This window comes from Streptomyces sp. SAI-135 (assembly GCF_029893805.1).
Classification (GTDB): domain Bacteria; phylum Actinomycetota; class Actinomycetes; order Streptomycetales; family Streptomycetaceae; genus Streptomyces.
The window spans coordinates 6286840-6308964 of sequence record NZ_JARXYP010000002.1 but is presented as its reverse complement, the minus strand read 5'-3'; the positions used below and the strand labels follow the sequence as shown (position 1 = coordinate 6308964).

The window sequence follows — 22125 nt, the reverse complement described above, 5'->3', positions numbered from 1 at the left end:
GCACGCTCCGCTCACTCCCAGCGGAACCAGCGTGCGGCCGCGGCCGTGAGCAGGACCGTCCAGGCGACGAGGACGCCGAGGTGGGTCCAGCCCGGCCCGTCGCCGGCCGCGGCCCGGTTCAGGGCCTCCGCGGCCGCGCCGAACGGCGTGTACCCGACGATCCGGGCGAGGACGTCCGGCATGGTCTGCACCGGCGCCCAGACTCCCGCGCAGAACATCGCGGGAAAGAACACGGCGGAACCGATCGCCCCGGCGATCTTCGTGGTCCGGGACAGCGAGGAGACCACCGCGCCCAGCGCGAGGGCGGCGAGCACGGCGAGCACCAGGGCCAGCAGGTAGCCCAGGGGCTGCTCGGGCAGTCGTACGTCGAAGGCGAACCGGCCGACGGCGAGCGCGAGGAGCGCGGACGCCAGGGCGGCGCCGCCGTAGACGGTCATCTGCGCGGTGAGCAGGGCGGCCGGGCGGACCGGAGTGGTGGACATGCGGCGCAGGATGCCGCGTTCGCGGTAGCCGGTGAGGGTCTGCGGCATGGACTGGAGGCCGCCGACGATCAGGCCGAGGAGCACGGCCACGGGCACGTAGACGTCGATGGTCCTGAGGCCGCCGAGGTCGGGGTCGTGGTGCCGGAAGGACGGGACCGAACCGAGGATCACCAGGAGCAGGGTCGGGAACAGCAGGATCCAGAAGAGGGCGCCGGGTTCGCGGAGGAAGAGCCGGACCTCGGTCCGCAGTACGGCGGTGTTCATGCCGTGGCCTCCTGGGCGTCGGTCCTCGTGAGGTCGAGGAACGCGTCGTCGAGGGTGGCGTCGACGACCCGGAGCTGGTGGGCGGTGACGTGCCGGCGGGCGAGCAGGGTGATCACGGCGTTCACCGTCTCGTCGGTGCCGGAGAGGGTGAGACGGCCCTCCCGGTCCTCGACGGAGGCGAGCGCGGGCAGGGTGTCGAGCTCGTGCGCGTCCAGCGGGGCGGAGGGCGTGAAGCTGATGACCGTGCCGCCCGCCGAGCGCCGGATGAGTCCGGCCGGGGTGTCCAGGGCGGCGACCCGGCCCCTGTCGATCACGGCGATCCGGTCGCAGAGCCGCTGCGCCTCCTCCATGAAGTGGGTGACGAGCAGGACGGTCACGCCGTTCGCGCGGACGTCCTCGATCAGCTCCCAGGTGTCGCGGCGGGCGCGCGGATCGAGGCCGGTGGTCAGCTCGTCCAGGACGACGATCCGGGGGTTGCCGACCAGCGCGAGCGCGATGAACAGGCGCTGCTTCTGGCCGCCGGAGAGCTTGCCGAACCGGGTGGCGACCTGCTGGGCGAGCCCCAGGCGCTCGGCGAGCGGCCGCCAGTCGAGGGGCCGCTCGTAGAACGCCGAGTAGAGCTCCAGCGCCTCGCGGACCGTCAGCTTGGCCTGGAGCTCGCTCTCCTGGAGCTGGGCGCCGAGGACCCGGGCCACGCGCGCGTGGTCGGCGACGGGGTCGAGGCCGGTGACCCGGACGCGGCCCGCGTCGGGGAGCCTGAGGCCCTCGACGCACTCGACGGTGGTGGTCTTGCCGGCGCCGTTCGGGCCGAGGATCCCGAAGATCTCGCCCTCCTCTACGGCGAAGGACACCCCGTCCACGACGGCGCGGCCGCCGTAGGACTTGCGCAGTTCGCTGACTTCGATGAAGGACATGGCAGCAGCGTCCCGGGCCGGGCCCCGCCGCCGCATCGCCCGTCACGCTCGATCCGGCATCGACCGATCGGCTGATGCGGCGGTACGACCCCTCGAACACGCAGGTCGTAGGTCCAGCGGCCGATTCCGGTACGGCCAAAACTCGGTGGGCGTTGTCAGTGCCGATCCGTAGGCTCGCTGCTGATGCCCACGACACGTGCAACCACCAAGGACCGATCGGCGGTCAGGAGCCTGCTGCGCCTGTGGCCGTATGTCCGGCCCGCCCGCGCGCGGCTGTTCACCGCCGCGTTCGTGGCGATCCTCGCCTCCTGCACGGGGCTGGTGATCCCGCTCGTGCTGAAGTGGATGGTGGACGGCCCGGTCGCCGACGGGGACACGGCCGGCGTGTGGCTCGGGGCGCTGTACCTGCTGCTGCTCGGTTTCGCCGAGGCCCTGCTGTTCGGGCTGCGGCGGTGGCTGGTGGCGCGGCCGCTCTCCCACGTCGAGGCGGAGATGCGGGCGGGCCTCTACCGGCACCTCCAGCGCCTCCCGGTGGCCTTCCACGACCGCTGGGCCTCCGGCCAGCTGCTGTCCCGGGCCACCACGGACCTCATGCTGCTGCGCATGTTCCTCGCCTTCCCGCTGACCTTCCTGCTGGTCAACAGCGTGACGATCCTGGTCGGCGTGATCATCATGCTGCTCCAGGACTGGACGCTCGGCCTGGTGATCCTCGGCCCCGCGATCCCCGTCGTCGTCACCTGCGTGATCTTCGAGAAGCGGTACGCCACGGTGGCCCGCCTCGCCCAGGACCAGGTCGGCGACCTCACGACGGTCGTCGAGGAGAGCGTGCTCGGCATCCGCATCATCAAGGGCTTCGGCCGGCACCGGTCGCAGGCCAGGGCGTTCCGTGAACTCTCGGGCACCCTGCGCGGCACGGAACTGCACAAGGCCCGTCTGCTGGCCACGATCTGGGGCGTCATCGTGACGCTGCCGGAGGTGGCGATCGGGGCGGCCCTGGTGCTGGGCTGCGTACAGGTGGCGGACGGGGAGCTGTCGGCGGGGACGCTCGTGGCGTTCCTGTCCACCGCTCTGGCCCTGAGGTGGCCGGTGGACTCGATCGGCTTCCTGCTGGCGATGAGTCAGGAGGCGGCGACGGCGACGGAGCGCTATTTCGAGGCCATGGACGAAGTACCGGAACAGGAGACCGCGCCCGCCAGGGGCGCGGCCAACCGCGCGACAAGCCCCCACGCACCCGCAGCCCGCGACGCAGGCATGCGTTTCTCGGCGGTCTCGTTCCGCTATCCCGATGCCGCGGACGACTCACCACCGGTTCTCGACCTCGTCGATCTGCACATCCGGCCCGGTGAATCCATGGCGCTCGTAGGCGCCACAGGCAGCGGCAAGACCACCCTCACCGCCCTCATCCCTCGCCTCCACGAACCGACATCGGGCCGGATCACGCTCGACGGCGAGGACATCACCGCCATGCCCCGGGAGGAACTGCGCGCCAAGGTGGCCATGGCCTTCGAGGACCCCACCCTCTTCTCCACCAGCGTCGGGGACAACGTCCTGATGGGCGCGGACCAAGGGGAACTGGACCGCGCCCTCTCCGTGGCCCAGGCCGACTTCGTGCACGCCCTCCCGCAGGGCACCGCGACCCAGGTCGGCGAACAGGGCCTCAGCCTCTCCGGCGGCCAGCGCCAGCGCCTGGCTCTTGCCCGTGCCGTCGTGGGCAGGCCCAGGTTCCTCGTCCTGGACGATCCGCTGTCCGCCCTGGACGTCCACACCGAGGCCGCCGTGGAAGCCGCGCTGCGGGACGTCCTCGCGGACACCACGGCCCTCATCGTCGCCCACCGTCCCTCCACCGTGCAGCTCGCCGACCGGGTCGCCCTGCTGTCGGGGGGCCGCATCACGGCCGTGGGCACCCACCACGAACTCCTGCGCACCAACGCCGAGTACGCCCATCTGATGTCCGGGTCCGGGGACTCCGGAGAAGGGCCCGGGGATTCCGGAGAACGGTCCGGGCACTTCGGAGAAGGGGAGAACGCCCGATGACGGCCCCCACGACGTCCGCGCCCGCCGCGGACGAGGAACCCCGCCCGGCCGGACCGCGGGACGGCGACGACGCCTTCGACCGCGACCGTCTGCCGTCTCCCCCGGGCGCCACCGCCCTCCTGCTGCGCTCGCTGCTCGCCCCGCTGAAGGCGCGGGTTGCCGTGACGACGCTTCTGCTGCTGCTCCAGCAGGCGGCCGTGCAGGCGGGTCCGCTGCTGGTGGCGTATGCCATCGACCGGGCCGTCCCCGCGTTCCGCGACCACGACAACGGCCCGCTGATCGCGGTCGGCGCCGGTTACCTGCTGTGCGCGCTGGCCTCCGGCGGGCTCCAGTACGCGTTCATCCTGGCCTCCGCTCGCGTCAACCAGGACGTGCTGCTCGACCTGCGCGGCCGGATCTTCCGCCATGCGCAGGCGCTGAGCATCGACTTCCACGAGCGCTACACCTCGGGCCGGCTCATCTCCCGCTCGACGACCGACGTGGAGTCGCTGCGCGAACTGCTCGACGAGGGACTTCAGGAGCTCGTCACCGTCGTCCTGTCCTTCCTCTACATCTCCGCCCTGCTGCTCTGGCTCGACCTCGGGCTCGGCGCGGTCGCGGTGGCCTCCTTCGTGCCGCTGTACCTGCTCGTGCGGGTCTACCGGCGGCGCGCGGGACGGGTGTACCGCAAGCGGTCGACCGCGATCGCCGCCGTGATCGTGAAGTTCGTGGAGACGATGAACGGCATCCGCCCGGTGCGCGCGTTCCGCCGCGAGGCCGCCAACGACGCCGACTTCGCCGTACTGAACAAGCGTCATGAGCGGGTGAACGGCGACGCGCTCCTGGAGATGGCCCGCTACGTCGTCGGGTCCCGGCTGGTCGCCAACGCGGCCGTCGCGGGCATCGTGCTGTGGGGCGCGTACCGGGTGGCGCAGGGCTCGCTGGAGCTGGGTGTGCTGGCCGCCGCCGTGCTGTACCTGCGTCGGCTGTACGACCCGATCGACCGGCTCGGGATGTTCCTGAACTCCTACCAGTCGGCGGCGGCCTCCCTGGAGAAGATCGCCGGCCTGCTCGCCCAGACCCCGACCGTGCCCGAGCCGTCGGTTCCCCGGCAGCTCCCGGCGCTCGGGTCCGCGGACCGCCCCGGCCGTGAGGTCGTCTTCGAGGGCGTCTCGTTCGGCTACCGCACCGGCGGCGAGGTGCTGCCCCGTTTCGACCTCGTGCTGCCCGCCGGGCAGACGGTCGCGGTGGTCGGCTCGACCGGCGCCGGAAAGTCGACCCTGGCCAAGCTGCTGGCGCGTTTCTACGACCCCTCCGCCGGCCGCGTCCTGCTCGACGGCGTCGATCTGCGCGACCTGCCGATGCCCGAGCTGCGGCGCGGGGTGGTCATGGTGACGCAGGAGGCGTTCCTGTTCTCCGGCACGGTCGCCGAGAACATCGCGATCGGCCGCCCGGACGCCGGCCGGGAGGAGATCGAGCAGGCCGCGAAGGCGATCGGCGCGCACGACTTCATCAGCGCGCTGCCGGACGGGTACGACACGGACGTACGCAAGCGGGGCGGCCGCATCTCAGCGGGTCAGCGTCAACTCGTGGCGTTCGCGCGCGCGTTGCTCGCCGATCCGGCGGTGCTGATCCTGGACGAGGCGACCAGCTCGCTGGACGTCCCGGGCGAGCGGGCGGTGCAGCGGGCGATGGACACGGTCCTCAAGGGCCGTACGGCCGTGGTCGTCGCGCACCGGCTGTCGACCGTGGAGATCGCCGACCGGGTCCTCGTCATGGAGCACGGCAGGATCGTCGAGGACGGCACGCCGGCCGAACTCGTCGCGGGCACGGGCCGGTTCGCCGATCTGCACCGGGCGTGGCGGGACAGCCTGGCGTGAGCAGGCACGAGAGTGACCAGGGGGACGTGTGATCGACGCGTACGAGGATCCGGGCACGCCCGACGTCCGGGGCGGCTGGCGGTATCTGTGGTGGCTGGTGCGCTGTCAGCCGGGGCGGTCCGTGGCCGGGGCGCTGCTGGGCAGTTCCTGGATGGTGCTGCTGGCGGCGACGCCGTATCTGATGGCGAAGGCGATCGACGAGGGCCTGGAGCCGGGTGACTGGGCGGCCCTGGCCGGCTGGAGCTTCGCGCTGTTCGCGGTCGGTTCGTTCAACGCCTGGCTGAGCATCATGCGCCACCGCACGATGACCCGGGTGCGGATGGACGCCAACTTCCGCACGGTCAAGGTGGTCGTGGGCCAGGCGGTCCGCCTCGGGGCCGCGCTCTCGCGCCGGACCGGGGCCGGTGAGGTCGTCACGATCGGCGTGGGCGACGTGCAGACGATCGCCGGCGCCCTGACCGTCGTCGGCCCGGGTGTCGGTGCCTGCGCCGCCTATCTGACGGTCGCCGCCGTGCTGGTCTCGGTCTCCCCGGTCCTCGCTGCCGTGGTCCTCCTCGGCATCCCGGCGATCGTCCTGCTCGTGGGTCCCTTCCTGTCCCGTCTCCAGGGCGCCGAGACCGAGTACCGCAACCGCCAGGGTGTCCTCACGGCCCGTATCGCCGACCTGGCGGGCGGCCTGCGCGTCCTCAACGGCCTCGGCGGCAAGTCCCTGGTCGCCGACTCCTTCCGCCAGGACTCCCGGCGGCTGCGGTCCCAGGGCTACCGGGTCGGCGCGGTCACCAGCTGGGTCCAGGCCCTCGGCGTCGGCCTGCCCACCCTGTTCCTCGCCGTCGTCACCTGGCTCGCGGCCCGCCTCGCCGCCCAGGGGGACATCACCGTGGGCGAGTTGGTGGCGGTGTACGGCTATGTCGCGGTCCTGGTGGGTCCGGTGGCGTTCTGGGTGGAGTGCGGATACCAGCTGAGCCGGGGTGTGGTGGCGGCGAGGCGGGTCGTGCGCTTCCTGCGTCTGGAGCCACTGGAGGACTCGGGCACGAAGGACGCCCCGGCGGAGCCGTCGGCCCTGCACGACCCGGAGTCGGGGGTGAGCGTCCTGCCGGGCCGCCTGACGGCTCTGACCTCGGCACACCCGGCGGACACAGCAACGGTCCTGGACCGCCTGGCCCGCTACACCCCGTCCCGCGCGACCTGGGGCTCGGTCCCCCTGGACGAGATCGGATTGCCCCAGATCAGGGAGCGCATCCTGCTGGCGGACCACGAGGCCGACCTGTTCGCAGGGAACCTGCGTGACGTGATCGCGCCCCACCGGGGCGCGGGGAACGGCGGGGCAAGCCCCCACGCAGTCGCAGCCGCCCTGCACGCGGCCGTGGCGGACGACATCGTCCAAGGGCTCCCCGACGGCCTGGACTCAGCGATGGACGCCCAGGCCCGCAACCTCTCCGGCGGCCAACGTCAACGCATCCGGCTCACCAGAGCCCTCCTCGCCGACCCGGAGATCCTCCTCGCCGTGGAACCCACCTCCGCCCTGGACGCCCACACGGAGGCCCTCGTGGCCGGCCGCCTCAAGAGCGCCCGCGCCGGCCGCACCACAGCCGTCACCACCACCTCCCCCCTCGTCCTGGACCACGCCGACACCGTCCTCTACCTGGTCGACGGCAAACTCGCGGCAAGCGGAACGCACCAGCGGCTCCTCAGCACGGAACCGGGATACCGGGCCCTGGTGGCCCGGGACGTGGAGGTCACGACGTGAGCAGGGGCCACCTCCCGGTCGCCGACCGAGCCGCCGTCCGGCGGGCCGCGGGACGGCTGATCCGCAAGGACACCCGCGCCTTCACCGCCGTCCTCGCCCTGAACGCCGCGGCCGCCCTGACCGGTCTCGCCGGCCCCTGGCTGCTGGGCCGGATCATCGACGAGGTCCGCGCCGGCGCGGGCGTGTCCGCGGTGGACCGGCTCGCGGCCGTCCTCGTGGTCTGCGCGGGCGTCCAGCTCCTCCTCGCCCGCTGGGCCCGCTACGTCGGCCACCGCTTCGGCGAACGCACCCTGGCCCGGGTCCGCGAGGAGTTCGTGGACCGCACGCTCGCCCTGCCCGCCTCGGTCGTGGAACGCGCGGGCACCGGTGACCTCACCGCCCGCGGCACCGCCGACGTCGCCACCGTCGGCACCACGCTCCGCGACGCGGGCCCCGAACTGCTCATCAACAGCGTGCAGTTCCTGTTCCTGCTCGCCGCGGTCTTCTTCCTGAACCCGCTGCTGGGCGCGGTCGGTGTGTGCGGCCTGCTGCCCATCTGGTTCGTCCTGCGCTGGTATCTGCGCCGGGCGAGGGACGGCTATCTGGCCGAGGGCGAGGCCACCTCGGAGGTCGCCGAGATCCTCGCGGCCACCGCCTCCGGCGCCCGCACCGTCGAGGCGCTGCGTCTTCAGGAGCACCGGGTCGGGGCGAGCCGGGAGGCGCTGGACACGGCCCGCCGCACCCGGCTCCACACCCTCTACCTGCGCAGTGTGTTCTTCCCGGTCGTGGAGGTGGCGTACATCCTGCCGGTGGCGGGCGTGCTGCTGATCGGCGGGATGCTGCACTCCCACGGCATGATGAGTCTGGGCTCGGTGGTGGCCGCCGCCCTCTACCTCCAGCAGTTGGTCAACCCACTCGACCAGATCCTCGTGCGGGTCGAGCAACTCCAGTCCAGCGGCGCCTCGTTCGCCCGTGTGGAGGGTCTCGCCACGGCCCCGCGCGCCGACGCCGAGGCCTCCCCCGCCCCCGCCGACGACCGCATCGACGTCTCCGGTGTGCGCTACTCCTACGGCCGGGGCGGCGAGGTGCTGCACGGCGTCGACCTGACCGTGCGCCCCGGTGAACGGCTCGCGGTGGTCGGACCCTCGGGGGCGGGGAAGACCACGCTCAGCAGGCTGCTCGCGGGTGTCGACGCGCCCACCTCCGGCTCGGTGACCGTCGGGGGCGTGCCCGTCGTGGGCCTGGACCCCGAGCAGCTGCGCCGCCAGGTCGTCCTGGTCACCCAGGAGCACCACGTCTTCCTGGGCACGGTCCGCGACAACCTCCTCATCGCCGAACCCGGCGCCGGGGACGAGGAGTTGTGGGCCGCACTGGCCGCCGTGGGAGCCGACGGGTGGGTGCGTAAGCTGCCCGAGGGGCTGGACACCGGGCTCGGCGAGGACGGTTGCCGCACCGACGGTTCGCAGGCGCAGCAACTCGCCCTGGCCCGGGTGGTGCTGGCGGACCCGCACACGCTGATCCTCGACGAGGCGACCGCGCTGCTCGATCCGACGACCGCGCGGCACACCGAGCGCGCCCTGGCAGCCGTACTCGAAGGGCGCACGGTCATCGCGATCGCGCACCGGCTGCACACCGCGCACGACGCGGACCGGGTGGCGGTGATGGAGAACGGCCTGCTGACCGAACTCGGCACGCACGAGGAGCTGGTGGCGGCGGGCGGGGCGTACGCGGCGCTGTGGGGATCCTGGCACGGGGGGCCGGACGGCGGTTGACGTCGCGACCGTATATCGAACATGAACAACCGGACAACGGACTGTTTCCGGCCAAGTTTCTGACGCGCTCCTGACAGACAGCGCAATCCACTGCCACTCTTCCCACGGCAACTTCACAGCAACCCCACAGCACCACCGTTCTGCGTACCTCCATGTTGTGCCCGGTCGGTCGACCCACCGCCCGGTCTCCCCTGGCCGCGTGATCCGCGGCCGCGCAGAAGGAGTCAGTGTTGAGAGACAGTTCCTCCCACAGACGCACCCCCCACGCCCTGCCCCGCAAGGCCGCCGCCGTGGCCCTCGTCGGTGTCTCGGCCCTGATCGCCGCGGCCGTCCAGTCGGGCGCCGCCACCGCAGCCCCGGCGAAGGCACCGTCGGCCGCGAGCAAGGTGATCCCGGGCGCCGAGTCCCTCAGGCTCACCCCCGCCCAGCGCGCCGAGCTGATCCGCGAGGCCAACGCCACCAAGGCGGACACCGCCAAGGACCTCGGCCTCGGCGCCAAGGAGAAGCTGGTCGTCCGTGACGTCGTCAAGGACGGCGACGGCACGCTGCACACCCGCTACGAGCGCACCTACGACGGCCTGCCGGTCCTCGGCGGCGACCTCGTCGTGGAGACCACGAAGTCCGGGGCGACCGAGGGTGTCGTCAAGGCGACGCACAAGACCATCAAGGTCGCCTCGGTGACCCCGAAGGTGACCGCGGCCAAGGCGTCGGCGCAGGCCCTGAAGGCCGCGCAGGCCGCCGGCGCCGACAAGGCCGACACCAACCGCGCCCCGCGCAAGGTGATCTGGGCCGCCAACGGCACCCCGACCCTGGCGTACGAGACGGTCGTCGGCGGCCTCCAGGAGGACGGCACGCCGAACGAGCTGCACGTGATCACGGACGCGGCGACCGGTGCGAAGCTCTACGAGTACCAGGGCATCGAGACCGGCACCGGCAACACCATGTACAGCGGCACGGTCACCCTCGGCACCACCCAGTCGGGGTCGACGTACAACCTCACCGACGGGGCGCGCGGCGGCCACAAGACGTACAACCTCAACCGCGGCACCTCCGGCACCGGCACCCTCTTCTCGGGCCCGGACGACGTGTGGGGCAACGGCAGCGCCTCCAACACGGAGACGGCCGGCGCGGACGCGCACTACGGTGCCGCGCTCACCTGGGACTACTACAAGAACGTGCAGGGGCGTTCGGGCATCCGCGGTGACGGGGTCGGGGCGTACTCCCGGGTGCACTACGGCAACAACTACGTCAACGCGTTCTGGTCGGACAGCTGCTTCTGCATGACGTACGGCGACGGCTCGGGCAACACCCACCCGCTGACGTCGATCGACGTGGCCGGTCACGAGATGACCCACGGCGTCACGTCGAACACCGCGGGGCTCAACTACTCGGGCGAGTCCGGCGGTCTGAACGAGGCGACCTCCGACATCTTCGGCACGGCCGTCGAGTTCTACGCCAACAACTCCTCGGACGTCGGTGACTACCTCATCGGCGAGGAGATCGACATCAACGGCGACGGCACGCCGCTGCGGTACATGGACAAGCCGAGCAAGGACGGGGCGTCCAAGGACAGTTGGTACTCCGGGATCGGATCGGTGGACGTCCACTACTCGTCCGGCCCGGCGAACCACTTCTTCTACCTCCTGTCGGAGGGCAGCGGCACCAAGACCATCAACGGTGTCACCTACAACTCCTCGACGTCGGACGGCCTTCCGGTCACCGGCATCGGCCGGGACAAGGCGGAGAAGATCTGGTTCCGCGCGCTGACCACGAAGTTCACGTCGACGACGAACTACGCGGCGGCCCGCACCGGCACCCTCGCGGCGGCCGGTGAGCTCTACGGCACCACCAGCGCCGAGTACACGGCCGTGGCGAACGCCTGGGCGGGCGTGGCGGTCGGCTCGCGTCCCGGTGGCGGCGGTGGTGGCGGCACCTCCTTCGAGTCCACCACCGACGTGTCGATTCCGGACAACGGGGCGGCGGTCAATTCGCCCATCACCGTCTCAGGGCGTACGGGCAACGCGCCGTCGAACCTCGCGGTCGCGGTCGACATCGTGCACACCTACATCGGTGACCTCCGGGTGCAGCTGATCGCTCCCGACGGCACGGCGTACACGCTGAAGGCGTACGGCACCGGCGGCAGCACCGACAACCTCAACACCACCTACACGGTGGACGCCTCCTCCGAGGTGGCCAACGGGACCTGGCAGTTGCGGGTCCAGGACAACGCGGCCCAGGACACCGGCTACATCAACAGCTGGAAGCTGACCTTCCCGTAGGTCGGCACAGCCCGGTCAGGGCGCCGTCCCGGTGGTTCGACTCCCCGGGGCGGCGCCCTCTTTTTGCCCTCCCATGACCCACGTCTTGTTGGGGCTTTGCCCAGGTCAACTCGCTTTACATGCCCGCAATGTTCACCTGCTGGTCGACTTTCAGCCAACATCACTTGAGGGTCATGACATGTACGCGCCTTGATGCCACGCTTCCTCACAACCGCCGCACAACTTCACAACCACCCCGGAAGGCAACCCCACGCCCTCCGGGCTCCCCCACGAAGGAGCTTGTGTGACCCCCCTCTACGCGCGTCACAAGCGCACCACCCTGGCCATCGCCACCGCCGTCGCGGCCGGGGCCCTGCTCACCACCGGTCTGACCGCCGGTGCAGCCTCCGCCCAGACCCCGGCAGAGGCCGGCAGAAGCACCCTCGCCGCCGCCCCGCTCCAGCTGTCCGCGGCCGCGCGCACCACGCTCATCAAGCAGCAGCAGGCCGGCGCCCCCGACACCGCCCGGGAAATAGGCCTCGGCGCCAAGGAGAAGCTGGTCGTCAAGGACGTCGTGAAGGACGCCGACGGCACCGTCCACACCCGCTACGAGCGCACCTACGACGGCCTGCCCGTCCTCGGCGGCGACCTGGTCGTACACGAGTCGAAGTCGGGTGCGACCGAGGGCGTCTCCAAGGCGACGAACAAGACCATCAAGGTCGCCTCGCTGACCCCGAAGATCACCGTCGCCAAGGCCGAGACCCAGGCCCTGAGCGCCGCCAAGGCCGCGGGCTCGGACAAGACCGCCGCCGACGGTGCCCGCAAGGTCGTCTGGGCCGGCTCGGGCACCCCCGTCCTCGCCTACGAGACGATCGTCGGCGGCTTCCAGGACGACGGCACCCCGAACCAGCTGCACGTCATCACCGACGCCGCCACCGGCAACAAGCTCTTCGAGTACCAGGGCATCGAGAACGCGACCGGCACCGGCAAGAGCCTGTACTCGGGCACGGTCAGCCTGGAGACCACGCTGTCGGGCTCGACGTACCAGCTCACCGACGGCACCCGCGGCGGCCACAAGACGTACAACAAGGCGCACGGCACCAGCTCGTCGGCGGGCACCCTGTTCACGGACGCCGACAACGTCTGGGGCACCGGCGCGGCCTCCAGCTCCACCACCGACCAGACGGCGGCCGTCGACGCGGCCTACGGCGCGGCGGAGACCTGGGACTTCTACAAGTCCACCTTCGGCCGCAGCGGCATCAAGAACAACGGTGTCGCGGCCTACTCCCGGGTCCACTACGGCAACGCGTACGTCAACGCGTTCTGGGACGACAGCTGCTTCTGCATGACGTACGGCGACGGCGAGTCCAACACGCACCCGCTGACCTCGCTGGACGTGGCCGGCCACGAGATGAGCCACGGCGTCACCTCGAACACCGCCGGTCTGAACTACAGCGGCGAGTCGGGCGGCCTCAACGAGGCGACCTCGGACATCTTCGGCACGGGTGTCGAGTTCTACGCGGCCAACTCCAACGACGTCGGTGACTACCTCATCGGCGAGGAGATCGACATCAACGGCGACGGCACCCCGCTGCGCTACATGGACAAGCCCAGCAAGGACGGCGGCTCGGCGGACTCCTGGTCCTCCTCGGTCGGCAGCAAGGACGTCCACTACTCGTCCGGTGTCGCCAACCACTTCTTCTACCTCCTCGCGGAGGGCAGCGGCGCCAAGACGATCAACGGTGTGTCCTACAACTCGCCGACGTCCAACGGCTCCACGGTCACCGGCATCGGCCGCGCCAAGGCGCTGCAGATCTGGTACAAGGCGCTGACGACGTACTTCACGTCGACGACCAACTACAAGGCGGCCCGCACCGGAACGCTCTCGGCGGCGTCGGCCCTGTACGGCTCCACCAGCACCGAGTACAAGGCGGTGGCGGCGGCCTGGTCCGCGGTCAACGTGAGCTAGTCACGAGCGACTGCACGAGGGCTCGAACGGGCGGTACCCGGGACGAAGGCATTCCCGGGTACCGCCCTACTCTTGGGTCCCATGTCCTTCACGTACGACGACGTCGGTGCGACCCGGCGGAGCGGATTCTGCCCGCCCGGCTTCCACCCCCTGCACGTCCGCACGCGCATAGGCGAGGGCCACGACGTCTTCCGGAAGGCCTCCGAGGCGGTCCTGACCTGGCAGATGCACCGCGCGCTCGGCGTGGGCATAGACACCACCGCCGACCGCGCGGCCCCGGACGTGGACGTGACGGTCACCCTGGCCGGCGTCATCAAGGCCCCCTGCCGGGTGGTGTGGACCGTGGAGGAGCACCGCCGCGCGGGCTGGGCCTACGGCACGCTGTCCGGCCACCCCGAATGCGGCGAGGAGTCCTTCGTCGTCGACCGCACGGGCGACGGCACGGTCTGGCTGACGGTATCGGCCTTCAGCAAGGGCGCGAAGTGGTACTCGCGAGCGGGCGGCCCGGCGACCCGGGGGCTCCAGCACGCCTACGCCCGCCGGTGCGGGGCCGTCCTGCGCAGGCTGTGCGGCGGAGAGGACGCGGGCTGAGCGCTGCGGCCCGGCCCGCGCCCGCTCCGCTCACCGCATCAGCACCCCCGCCCCCTCCGCCACGTCCTCCGAGGGCACCGCCACCACGCCCAGCTCCGCCCCCGACGCCAGCAGGCGGTGTGCGGGCAGGATGCGGACCGTGTAGCCGAAGGGGCCCGTGCGGTCCAGGGACAGGGGGCCCTCGTAGACCCAGCGGCCCTCCGGGTCCGGGCCGCCGACCGGCTTCAGCGGGACCGTTGCCGCGTCCGCGATGCGGTCCGCCTCGTCCACGCGGCCGGAGACCGCCTGGATCTCCACGTCGTCGGGGCCGAGGGCGCCGAGGCCGACGCGGACCCGCAGCCCGAGCGTGGTGCCGAGTTCGGCCGTGGCCGTCGCGGCCGTGGTCTCCACGTGGTCGACCGTCACACCGTGCCACTCCGCCCGCACCCTGGCCTTCCACTCGGCCAGTTCGCGTGCCGCGTCCGGGGCCATCGTGCGGTGGGCGTGGGCCGCGGGCGCGTAGAGACGTTCCACGTACTCGCGGACCATGCGGCCGGCCAGGACCTTCGGGCCCAGCAGGGTGAGCGTCTGGCGGACCATCTCGATCCAGCGGTCGGGCAGGCCGCCCTGGCCGCGTTCGTAGAAACGCGGGGTCACCCGCTGTTCGAGGAGGTCGTAGAGGGCGTCGGCCTCTATGTCGTCCCGGCGGTCGGGGTCGGTGCCCACACCGTCGGCCGTCGGGATCGCCCAGCCGAAGTCGGGCTGGAACCACTCGTCCCACCAGCCGTCGAGGACGGAGAGGTTCAGGCAGCCGTTCAGCGCCGCCTTCATCCCCGAGGTACCGCACGCCTCCAGGGGGCGCAGCGGGTTGTTGAGCCAGATGTCGCAGCCCGGGTACAGCTTCTGCGCCATCGCCATGCCGTAGTCGGGCAGGAACACGATCCGGTGACGCACCCGCGGATCGTCCGCGAACCGGACCAGTTCCTGGACCAGCCGCTTGCCGCCGTCGTCCGCCGGGTGCGCCTTGCCCGCGACCACGATCTGGATCGGCCGTTCGGGGTGCAGCAGCAGGTCCATCAGACGGTCGCGGTCGCGGAGCATGAGGGTGAGCCGCTTGTACGACGGGACGCGGCGGGCGAATCCGATGGTGAGGACGTCGGGGTCCAGCACACCGTCGATCCAGCCCAACTCCGCCGTACCGGCACCGCGTTGCCGCCAGGAGGCGCGCAGCCGGTCCCGCACCTCCAGCACCAGCTGCTCGCGCAGGGAACGGCGCAGATCCCAGATGTCCTGGTCGGGGATGTCCCCCACCGCGTCCCAGCGGTCCGAGCCGCCGACGGTGAGCGCGTCCTCGGTGCGCTGGGCGCCGATCTTCCGGGCGCCCAGCCGGAACACCTCGGGCGCGACCCAGGTCGGGGCGTGCACCCCGTTGGTCACGGAGGTGATCGGCACCTCCTCGGGGTCGAATCCCGGCCAGAGTCCGGAGAACATCTCCCGGCTGACGTGCCCGTGCAGCAGGGAGACCCCGTTGGCGCGCTGGGCCAGGCGCAGACCCATCACGGCCATGTTGAAGAGGTTGGGTTCACCGCCCGGGTAGGTCTCCATGCCGAGGGCGAGGATGCGGCCCACGTCCATGCGCGGGAGCTCGGCGTCGGGGCCGAAGTGCCGGGCGACCAGTTCCCGGTCGAAGCGGTCGATGCCGGCCGGGACGGGGGTGTGGGTGGTGAACACGGTGCCCGCGCGGACCGCCTCCAGGCCGGAGTCGAAGTCCAGCCCCTGGTCGCAGAGTTCGGCGATCCGCTCCAGACCGAGGAACCCGGCGTGCCCCTCGTTGGTGTGGAAGACCTCGGGGTCGGCGTGGCCGGTCAGCCGGCAGTACGTCCGTACGGCCCGCACTCCCCCTATGCCGAGGAGCATCTCCTGCAGGAGCCGGTGTTCGCTGCCGCCGCCGTACAACCGGTCGGTCACCCCGCGGTCGCCGACGTCGTTCTCCTCGACGTCGGAGTCCAGCATCAGCAGGGGCACCCGGCCGACCTGGGCGAGCCAGATCCGGGCGTGCAGCCGCTTGCCGCCGGGCAGGGCCAGGGACACCTGGGCCGGACTGCCGTCGGCCTCCCGCAGCAGGGCCACCGGCAGTTCGTTGGGGTCCAGGACCGGATAGTGCTCCTGCTGCCAGCCGTCCCGGGACAGGGACTGGCGGAAGTAGCCGTGGCGGTACAGCAGACCCACTCCGATGAGCGGTACGCCCAGGTCACTGGCCGCCTTCAGATGGTCGCCCGCCAGGATGCCCAGACCGCCGGAGTACTGCGGCAGGGCGGCCGTGACGCCGAACTCGGGCGAGAAGTAGGCGACGGCGGCGGGGAGCTCACCGGTGTGGGCCTGGTACCAGCGCTCACCGGTGACGTAGTCGTGGAGGTCGTCGGCGACGGCGGTGAGCCGGCGCAGGAAGCGGCGGTCCTCGGCGAGTTCGGCGAGCCGGGCGGGGCGCACGCTGCCGAGCAGTCGTACGGGATCACCGCCCGAGGCGGCCCAGTGCTCGGGATCGACGGACTGGAAGAGATCACGGGTCTCCGCGTGCCAGGACCAGCGCAGATTGCGCGCCAGATCGCTCAGCGGCCGCAGGGCATCGGGGAGTAGGGGTCGGACGGTGAATCGACGGATCGCCTTCACATTCCACCTCGGCGAGCGTGCGGAGTGGGACGCACGGCGGTGTGCGTCCTGTCGTCAGCCTCGACCGTATCCGTGCGGAGGGCCTCGTCACCACGGCGCGGTTCAAGGCAGAAGGCCGTGTCGTCCGCACACCGCTCCGGATCGAACAGTCCGGAAATCGCCGCAACCTCCTCACGTCTCCCATGGCCGATATGGCCGATTACACCCCCGTAGGCGTCCTTGTGGTGCTTCACCCCGCACGAGAGGCTGCCCCATGGCGTACCGGCCTGCGCCGGGTGCATCCGGCGGCCCGCGGCTGCCGTACGCCGAGCTGAGGAGGGGAACGCACGCCATGGCACGGACGCGAGATCGGCGTCTGCGCTGGGTGGGGGGTCTGACCGCGGCGAGCTGTGCTGCCGCGCTTTCAGCCATCACCCTGCCCGCGCACGCCGCACCGGAGGGGCGGATACTCGGCGCCGGAGAGCCCGGTTCCGTCAGCGGGAGTTACCTGGTGACACTCGAGGGGGGAACGCAGGCCCGGTCGGTGACCGGAAAGGGCCTCGCCGAGAAGTACGGGGCGAAAATCAGCCATACCTACGGCTCGGTGCTCAACGGCTACGCCGTCCGGGCCGACGAGAGACAGGCCCGGCGGCTGGCGGCGGACCCACGGGTCGCCTCGGTCGTGCAGGACTCCACGGTGACCCTGGAGGGCACCCAGAAGAACCCGCCGTCCTGGGGCCTCGACCGCCTCGACCAGCCGGAGCCGGCGCTGGACAGGTCCTTCAGCTGGCCGCGGTCCGCGGGCGCCGGGACGAGGGTGTACGTGATCGACACCGGCATCCGGATCTCGCACCGGGACTTCGGGGGCCGGGCGTCCTACGGCTGGGACTTCGTCGGGAACGACCGGTCGGCGGGCGACGGCAACGGCCACGGCACCCATGTGGCGGCCACCGTCGCCGGAGCCGGGTACGGCGTCGCCAAGAAGGCCGAGGTGGTCGCCGTACGCGTCCTCGACAACGCCGGGGCCGGCACGACCGCCCAGGTCATCGCCGGTATCGACTGGGTGACGAAGCATGCGCGCAAGCCCGCGGTCGCCAATCTCAGCCTGGGCGGCCGGCACAGCGCCCAGCTGGACGCCGCGGTGCGCGCCTCCGTCGCGGCCGGGGTGACGTACACGGTCGCCGCGGGCAACGACGGACTGCCGGCCGGGCTCTACTCACCCGCCGGCGTACCCCAGGCGATCACGGTCGGCGCGACCGACGCGAGCGACAGGCGGGCCGGCTTCTCCAATTACGGCTCGGCTCTCGACCTGTTCGCCCCAGGGGTCTCGATCACCTCGGCGGGCAGGACCGGCGACAGCGCCAGGGCGACGTATTCGGGCACGTCGATGGCGGCACCGCACGCCGCGGGTGCGGCCGCGCTGTACCTGGCCGACCATCCGAGGGCCAGTCCGGCACAGGTCGGCAAAGCACTGGTGAAGCTGGCCGCTTCCGGGAAGGTGTCCGATCGGGGGGCCGGTTCGCCGGACAAACTTCTCCAGGTGCCCGGCTCCTAGGGGAAGCGTCCGCAAACCGGCCTCGTTCGGCCAGAACGGGGCCGGTTTTGTGTAAAGACATACGCGTGAGTAGTTAGCAAAGTGCCGGATTGCCCACCCGAATAGGGTGGGAAGGCTCCTCCGGAACACGGCTCAGGTAGGTTCACCGAAACACCCCCGCAGGACCCCCTCCCCACACCCATCCGCCCACCCGAAGTTGACGCGGACAGGAGCGGTCATGCCCGCCACGCACCACTCGTCAGCACCCCTGACGTCCAGCACCGAAGCATCCACCACGCGCCCTGCCGACCCCGGACCACCGTTTCAGGAGCGACCCTCCACAGCAACGGGACCGGCTCCGGTCATCGGGCGCATACCCGTCCTCGACGTCCGTCCGGTCGTCCAGCGCGGACGCCGACCCGCCAAGGCGGTCACCGGCGAGACGTTCGAGATCTCGGCCACCGTGTTCCGTGAGGGTCATGACGCGGTGGCCGCCAATGTCGTACTGAAGGATCCGGAAGGCCGCGCCGGACCCTGGACACCCATGCAGGAACTGGCCCCGGGCACCGACCGCTGGGGCGCCACCGTCACCGCCGGTCCACCGGGCCTGTGGACCTTCACCGTCGAGGCGTGGGGCGACCCCGTCACCACCTGGCGGCACCACGCCCAGATCAAGATCCCGGCCGGCATGGACACCGAGCTGGTCCTGGAGGAAGGCGCCCGGCTCTACGAACGGGCCGCCGCCGGGGTCCCCGACGACGGGCGCAACGGCGTGCTCCTGGCAGCCGTCCGTGCCCTCCGCGACGAGACCCGGCCGGCCGCCGCACGCCTCGCCGCCGCGCTGACGCCCGAGGTGGACGCGGTCCTGGCGCGCTATCCGCTGCGGGAGTTGATCACGGCGTCGGAGTCGTTGCCGCTGCTGGTGGAGCGGGAGCGGGCGTTGTTCGGCTCGTGGTACGAGTTCTTCCCGCGTTCGGAGGGCACGCCCGAGCGGCCGCACGGCACGTTCCGTACCGCGGCGCGCCGGCTGCCGGCGATCGCGGCGATGGGCTTCGACGTGGTCTACCTGCCGCCGATCCACCCGATCGGGACCACGTTCCGCAAGGGCCGCAACAACACGCTGTCCGCCGGGCCCCAGGACGTGGGGGTGCCCTGGGCGATCGGCTCGCCGGAGGGCGGGCACGACGCCGTCCACCCGGATCTGGGCACGATCGAGGACTTCGACTGGTTCGTGCAGCAGGCGGCCGGGCAGGGTCTGGAGATCGCGCTGGACTTCGCGCTGCAGTGCTCGCCGGACCATCCCTGGGTGCACAAGCACCCGGAGTGGTTCCACCACCGCCCGGACGGCACCATCGCCTATGCGGAGAATCCGCCGAAGAAGTACCAGGACATCTACCCGATCGCCTTCGACGCGGATCTGGAGGGGCTGATCGCGGAGACCTGCCGGGTGCTGCGGCACTGGATGGGTCACGGGGTGCGGATCTTCCGGGTGGACAACCCGCACACCAAGCCGGTGGTGTTCTGGGAGCGGGTGATCGCCGACATCAACGCCACCGACCCGGACGTGATCTTCCTGGCGGAGGCGTTCACCCGGCCGGCGATGATGCACACCCTGGCGCAGATCGGTTTCCAGCAGTCGTACACGTACTTCACCTGGCGCAACACCAAGCAGGAGCTGACCGAGTACCTGAGCGAGCTGTCGGGTGAGGCGGCCTCCTACATGCGGCCGAACTTCTTCGCCAACACCCCCGACATCCTGCACGCCTTCCTCCAGCACGGCGGCCGGCCCGCGTTCGCGCTGCGCGCGGTGCTGGCCGCCACCCTCTCGCCGACCTGGGGCATCTACTCCGGCTACGAACTCGCCGAGAACACCCCGCTGCGCGAGGGCAGCGAGGAGTACCTCGACTCGGAGAAGTACCAGCTCAAGACCCGCGACTGGGACACCCCCGACTCCCTCGCCCCGCTGATCACCCAGCTCAACACCGTCCGGCGCAAGAGCCCGGCCCTGCGGCAGCTGCGCGACCTCCACTTCCACCACGCGGACAAGGACGAGGTGATCGCGTACTCGAAGCGGAGCGGCTCGAACACGGTTCTGGTGGTCGTGAACCTGGATCCGCACCACACCCAGGAGGCCACGGTCTCGTTGGACATGCCGCAACTCGGCCTGGAATGGCACGAGTCGGTGCCGGTGCGCGACGAGCTCACCGGTGAGACCTATCACTGGGGCAGGACGAACTACGTGCGTCTCGAACCGGGCACTCGCCCCGCGCACATCCTCACTGTCCTGCGACCGTCCACCCCGCAGATCGGAGGGTCACCCACAACATGATCGTCAACGAGCCCGTCCACGACACCTTCGAGGACACCCCCGCCAAGGACCGGGACCCGGACTGGTTCAAGCGGGCCGTCTTCTACGAGGTCCTCGTCCGCTCCTTCCAGGACAGCAACGGCGACGGCGTCGGCGACCTGAAGGGCCTGACCGCCAAACTCGACTACCTCCAGTGGCTGGGCATCGACTGCCTGTGGCTGCCCCCGTTCTTCAAGTCACCGCTCAGGGACGGCGGGTACGACGTCTCGGACTACACCGCCGTGCTGCCGGAGTTCGGTGACCTCGCCGACTTCGTGGAGTTCGTCGACGCCGCCCACCAGCGCGGCATGCGCGTGATCATCGACTTCGTCATGAACCACACCAGCGACCAGCACCCGTGGTTCCAGGAGTCCCGCAAGGACCCCGACGGCCCCTACGGCGACTACTACGTGTGGGCCGACGACGACAAGCAGTTCCAGGACGCGCGGATCATCTTCGTCGACACCGAGGCGTCGAACTGGACCTTCGACCCGGTCCGCAAGCAGTACTTCTGGCACCGCTTCTTCTCGCACCAGCCGGACCTCAACTACGAGAACCCGGCCGTCCAGGAGGAGATGATCTCCGCCCTGCGGTTCTGGCTGGACCTGGGCATCGACGGCTTCCGGCTCGACGCGGTGCCGTACCTGTACCAGCAGGAGGGCACCAACTGCGAAAACCTTCCGGCGACCCACGAGTTCCTCAAGCGGGTCCGCAAGGAGATCGACGCGTCCTACCCGGACACGGTGATCCTGGCGGAGGCGAACCAGTGGCCGGAGGACGTCGTCGACTACTTCGGCGACTACGAGTCCGGCGGCGACGAGTGCCACATGGCCTTCCACTTCCCGGTCATGCCCCGCATCTTCATGGCGGTCCGCCGCGAGTCCCGCTACCCCGTCTCGGAGATCCTCGCCAAGACCCCGGCCATCCCGCAGAACTGCCAGTGGGGCATCTTCCTGCGCAACCACGACGAGCTGACCCTCGAAATGGTCACCGACGAGGAACGCGACTACATGTGGGCCGAGTACGCCAAGGACCCACGGATGCGCGCCAACATCGGCATCCGGCGGCGCCTGGCCCCGCTGCTCGACAACGACCGCAACCAGATCGAGCTGTTCACCGCCCTGCTCCTGTCGCTCCCCGGCTCGCCGATCCTCTACTACGGCGACGAGATCGGCATGGGCGACAACATCTGGCTCGGCGACCGGGACGCCGTCCGCACCCCGATGCAGTGGACACCGGACCGTAACGCGGGATTTTCCTCCTGTGACCCCGGGCGGCTCTATCTGCCGACCATCATGGACCCGGTCCACGGCTACCAGGTCACCAACGTCGAGGCGTCGATGGCGTCGCCCTCCTCGCTGCTGCACTGGACCCGCCGCATGATCGAGATCCGCAAGCAGAACCCGGCGTTCGGCCTCGGCTCCTACACCGAGCTCCCCTCGTCGAACCCGGCGGTGCTGGCCTTCCTGCGGGAGTACGAGGACGACCTGGTGCTGTGCGTGCACAACTTCTCCCGGTTCGCGCAGCCCACGGAACTGGACCTGAACGCCTTCAAGGGACGGCACCCGGTGGAGCTGTTCGGCGGGGTGCGGTTCCCGGCCATCGGTGAGCTGCCGTACTTGCTGACCCTCGCCGGGCACGGTTTCTACTGGTTCCGGCTCCGCAAGGACGCCATGTAGCCGACGAGGACCCGGGCGGGGCGGTTTCCACCGGCCCGCCCGGGGCACGCATCAGTAACACCCCGACC

At 71.0% G+C, this 22125-nt stretch carries 13 protein-coding genes; 10 read left to right on the top strand and 3 right to left on the bottom strand.

Annotated elements, in window-relative coordinates; all coding sequences use genetic code 11:
• Window positions 1-11: 11 nt before the first annotated feature.
• Both M2163_RS33180 and M2163_RS33175 read right to left on the bottom strand, forming a co-directional pair.
• Window positions 12-746 carry an ABC transporter permease gene (locus M2163_RS33180; RefSeq protein WP_280895793.1) on the bottom strand — a complete coding sequence of 245 codons (735 nt, stop codon included), beginning with the start codon at window positions 744-746 and terminating at the stop codon, window positions 12-14.
• Window positions 743-1660, bottom strand: coding sequence for an ABC transporter ATP-binding protein (locus M2163_RS33175; RefSeq protein WP_280849208.1), 918 nt, complete (start codon window positions 1658-1660; stop codon window positions 743-745). The genes M2163_RS33180 and M2163_RS33175 overlap by 4 nt, the downstream gene beginning before the upstream one ends.
• A gap of 183 nt (window positions 1661-1843) precedes the next feature.
• Between M2163_RS33175 and M2163_RS33170 the strand changes: the two genes are divergently transcribed.
• The 7 genes from M2163_RS33170 (at window position 1844) to M2163_RS33140 (ending at window position 13869) form a co-directional block, all read left to right on the top strand.
• Window positions 1844-3694, top strand: coding sequence for an ABC transporter ATP-binding protein (locus tag M2163_RS33170; protein WP_280849209.1), 1851 nt, complete (start codon window positions 1844-1846; stop codon window positions 3692-3694).
• The gene (locus M2163_RS33165; protein WP_280849210.1) at window positions 3691-5553 is read left to right on the top strand and encodes an ABC transporter ATP-binding protein; all 1863 of its coding nucleotides are present in this window, start codon (window positions 3691-3693) and stop codon (window positions 5551-5553) included. The genes M2163_RS33170 and M2163_RS33165 overlap by 4 nt, the downstream gene beginning before the upstream one ends.
• Window positions 5554-5581: 28 nt before the next feature.
• Window positions 5582-7300, top strand: a complete 1719-nt coding sequence (locus tag M2163_RS33160; RefSeq protein WP_280849211.1) for an ABC transporter ATP-binding protein — start codon at window positions 5582-5584, stop codon at window positions 7298-7300.
• A complete protein-coding gene (locus M2163_RS33155) occupies window positions 7297-9051 on the top strand; it encodes an ABC transporter ATP-binding protein (RefSeq protein ID WP_280895792.1) in 1755 nt (584 codons plus the stop codon). Before M2163_RS33160 ends, M2163_RS33155 begins: the two co-directional genes overlap by 4 nt.
• A gap of 230 nt (window positions 9052-9281) precedes the next feature.
• On the top strand, window positions 9282-11330 hold the full coding sequence (locus tag M2163_RS33150) for a M4 family metallopeptidase (RefSeq protein WP_280849213.1): 2049 nt from the start codon (window positions 9282-9284) through the stop codon (window positions 11328-11330).
• Window positions 11331-11613: 283 nt separating this feature from the next.
• Window positions 11614-13278 carry a M4 family metallopeptidase gene (locus M2163_RS33145; protein WP_280895791.1) on the top strand — a complete coding sequence of 555 codons (1665 nt, stop codon included), beginning with the start codon at window positions 11614-11616 and terminating at the stop codon, window positions 13276-13278.
• Between the two features lie 81 nt (window positions 13279-13359).
• Window positions 13360-13869 (top strand): DUF1990 domain-containing protein, encoded by a 510-nt coding sequence (locus M2163_RS33140; protein WP_280849215.1) that lies wholly within the window; start codon window positions 13360-13362, stop codon window positions 13867-13869.
• Window positions 13870-13899: 30 nt separating this feature from the next.
• Here the strand turns inward: M2163_RS33140 and M2163_RS33135 are convergent, their stop codons facing one another.
• Window positions 13900-16518, bottom strand: coding sequence for a glycosyltransferase family 1 protein (locus tag M2163_RS33135; protein ID WP_280895790.1), 2619 nt, complete (start codon window positions 16516-16518; stop codon window positions 13900-13902).
• A gap of 331 nt (window positions 16519-16849) precedes the next feature.
• On the opposite strand from M2163_RS33135, the gene M2163_RS33130 reads away from it, so the two are divergent.
• The 3 genes from M2163_RS33130 to treS all read left to right on the top strand — a co-directional run bounded on the left by M2163_RS33130 (window position 16850) and on the right by treS (window position 22057).
• Entirely contained in the window at window positions 16850-18052 is a 1203-nt protein-coding gene (locus tag M2163_RS33130; protein ID WP_280895789.1) for a S8 family peptidase, read from the top strand.
• 217 nt (window positions 18053-18269) lie between these two features.
• Window positions 18270-20360 (top strand): alpha-1,4-glucan--maltose-1-phosphate maltosyltransferase, encoded by a 2091-nt coding sequence (locus M2163_RS33125; RefSeq protein WP_280895788.1) that lies wholly within the window; start codon window positions 18270-18272, stop codon window positions 20358-20360.
• Window positions 20357-22057, top strand: a complete 1701-nt coding sequence (gene treS / locus M2163_RS33120) for a maltose alpha-D-glucosyltransferase (protein WP_280895787.1) — start codon at window positions 20357-20359, stop codon at window positions 22055-22057. The genes M2163_RS33125 and treS overlap by 4 nt, the downstream gene beginning before the upstream one ends.
• The last annotated feature ends 68 nt before the right edge of the window (window positions 22058-22125 follow it).

Coding starts and splice junctions, on each gene's coding strand:
- treS (WP_280895787.1), top strand. CDS start 20,357: ATGATCGTCAACGAGCCCGTCCACGACACCTTCGAGGACACCCCCGCC.
- M2163_RS33165 (WP_280849210.1), top strand. CDS start 3,691: ATGACGGCCCCCACGACGTCCGCGCCCGCCGCGGACGAGGAACCCCGC.
- M2163_RS33170 (WP_280849209.1), top strand. CDS start 1,844: ATGCCCACGACACGTGCAACCACCAAGGACCGATCGGCGGTCAGGAGC.
- M2163_RS33130 (WP_280895789.1), top strand. CDS start 16,850: ATGGCACGGACGCGAGATCGGCGTCTGCGCTGGGTGGGGGGTCTGACC.
- M2163_RS33125 (WP_280895788.1), top strand. CDS start 18,270: ATGCCCGCCACGCACCACTCGTCAGCACCCCTGACGTCCAGCACCGAA.
- M2163_RS33180 (WP_280895793.1), bottom strand. CDS start 746: ATGAACACCGCCGTACTGCGGACCGAGGTCCGGCTCTTCCTCCGCGAA.
- M2163_RS33140 (WP_280849215.1), top strand. CDS start 13,360: ATGTCCTTCACGTACGACGACGTCGGTGCGACCCGGCGGAGCGGATTC.
- M2163_RS33175 (WP_280849208.1), bottom strand. CDS start 1,660: ATGTCCTTCATCGAAGTCAGCGAACTGCGCAAGTCCTACGGCGGCCGC.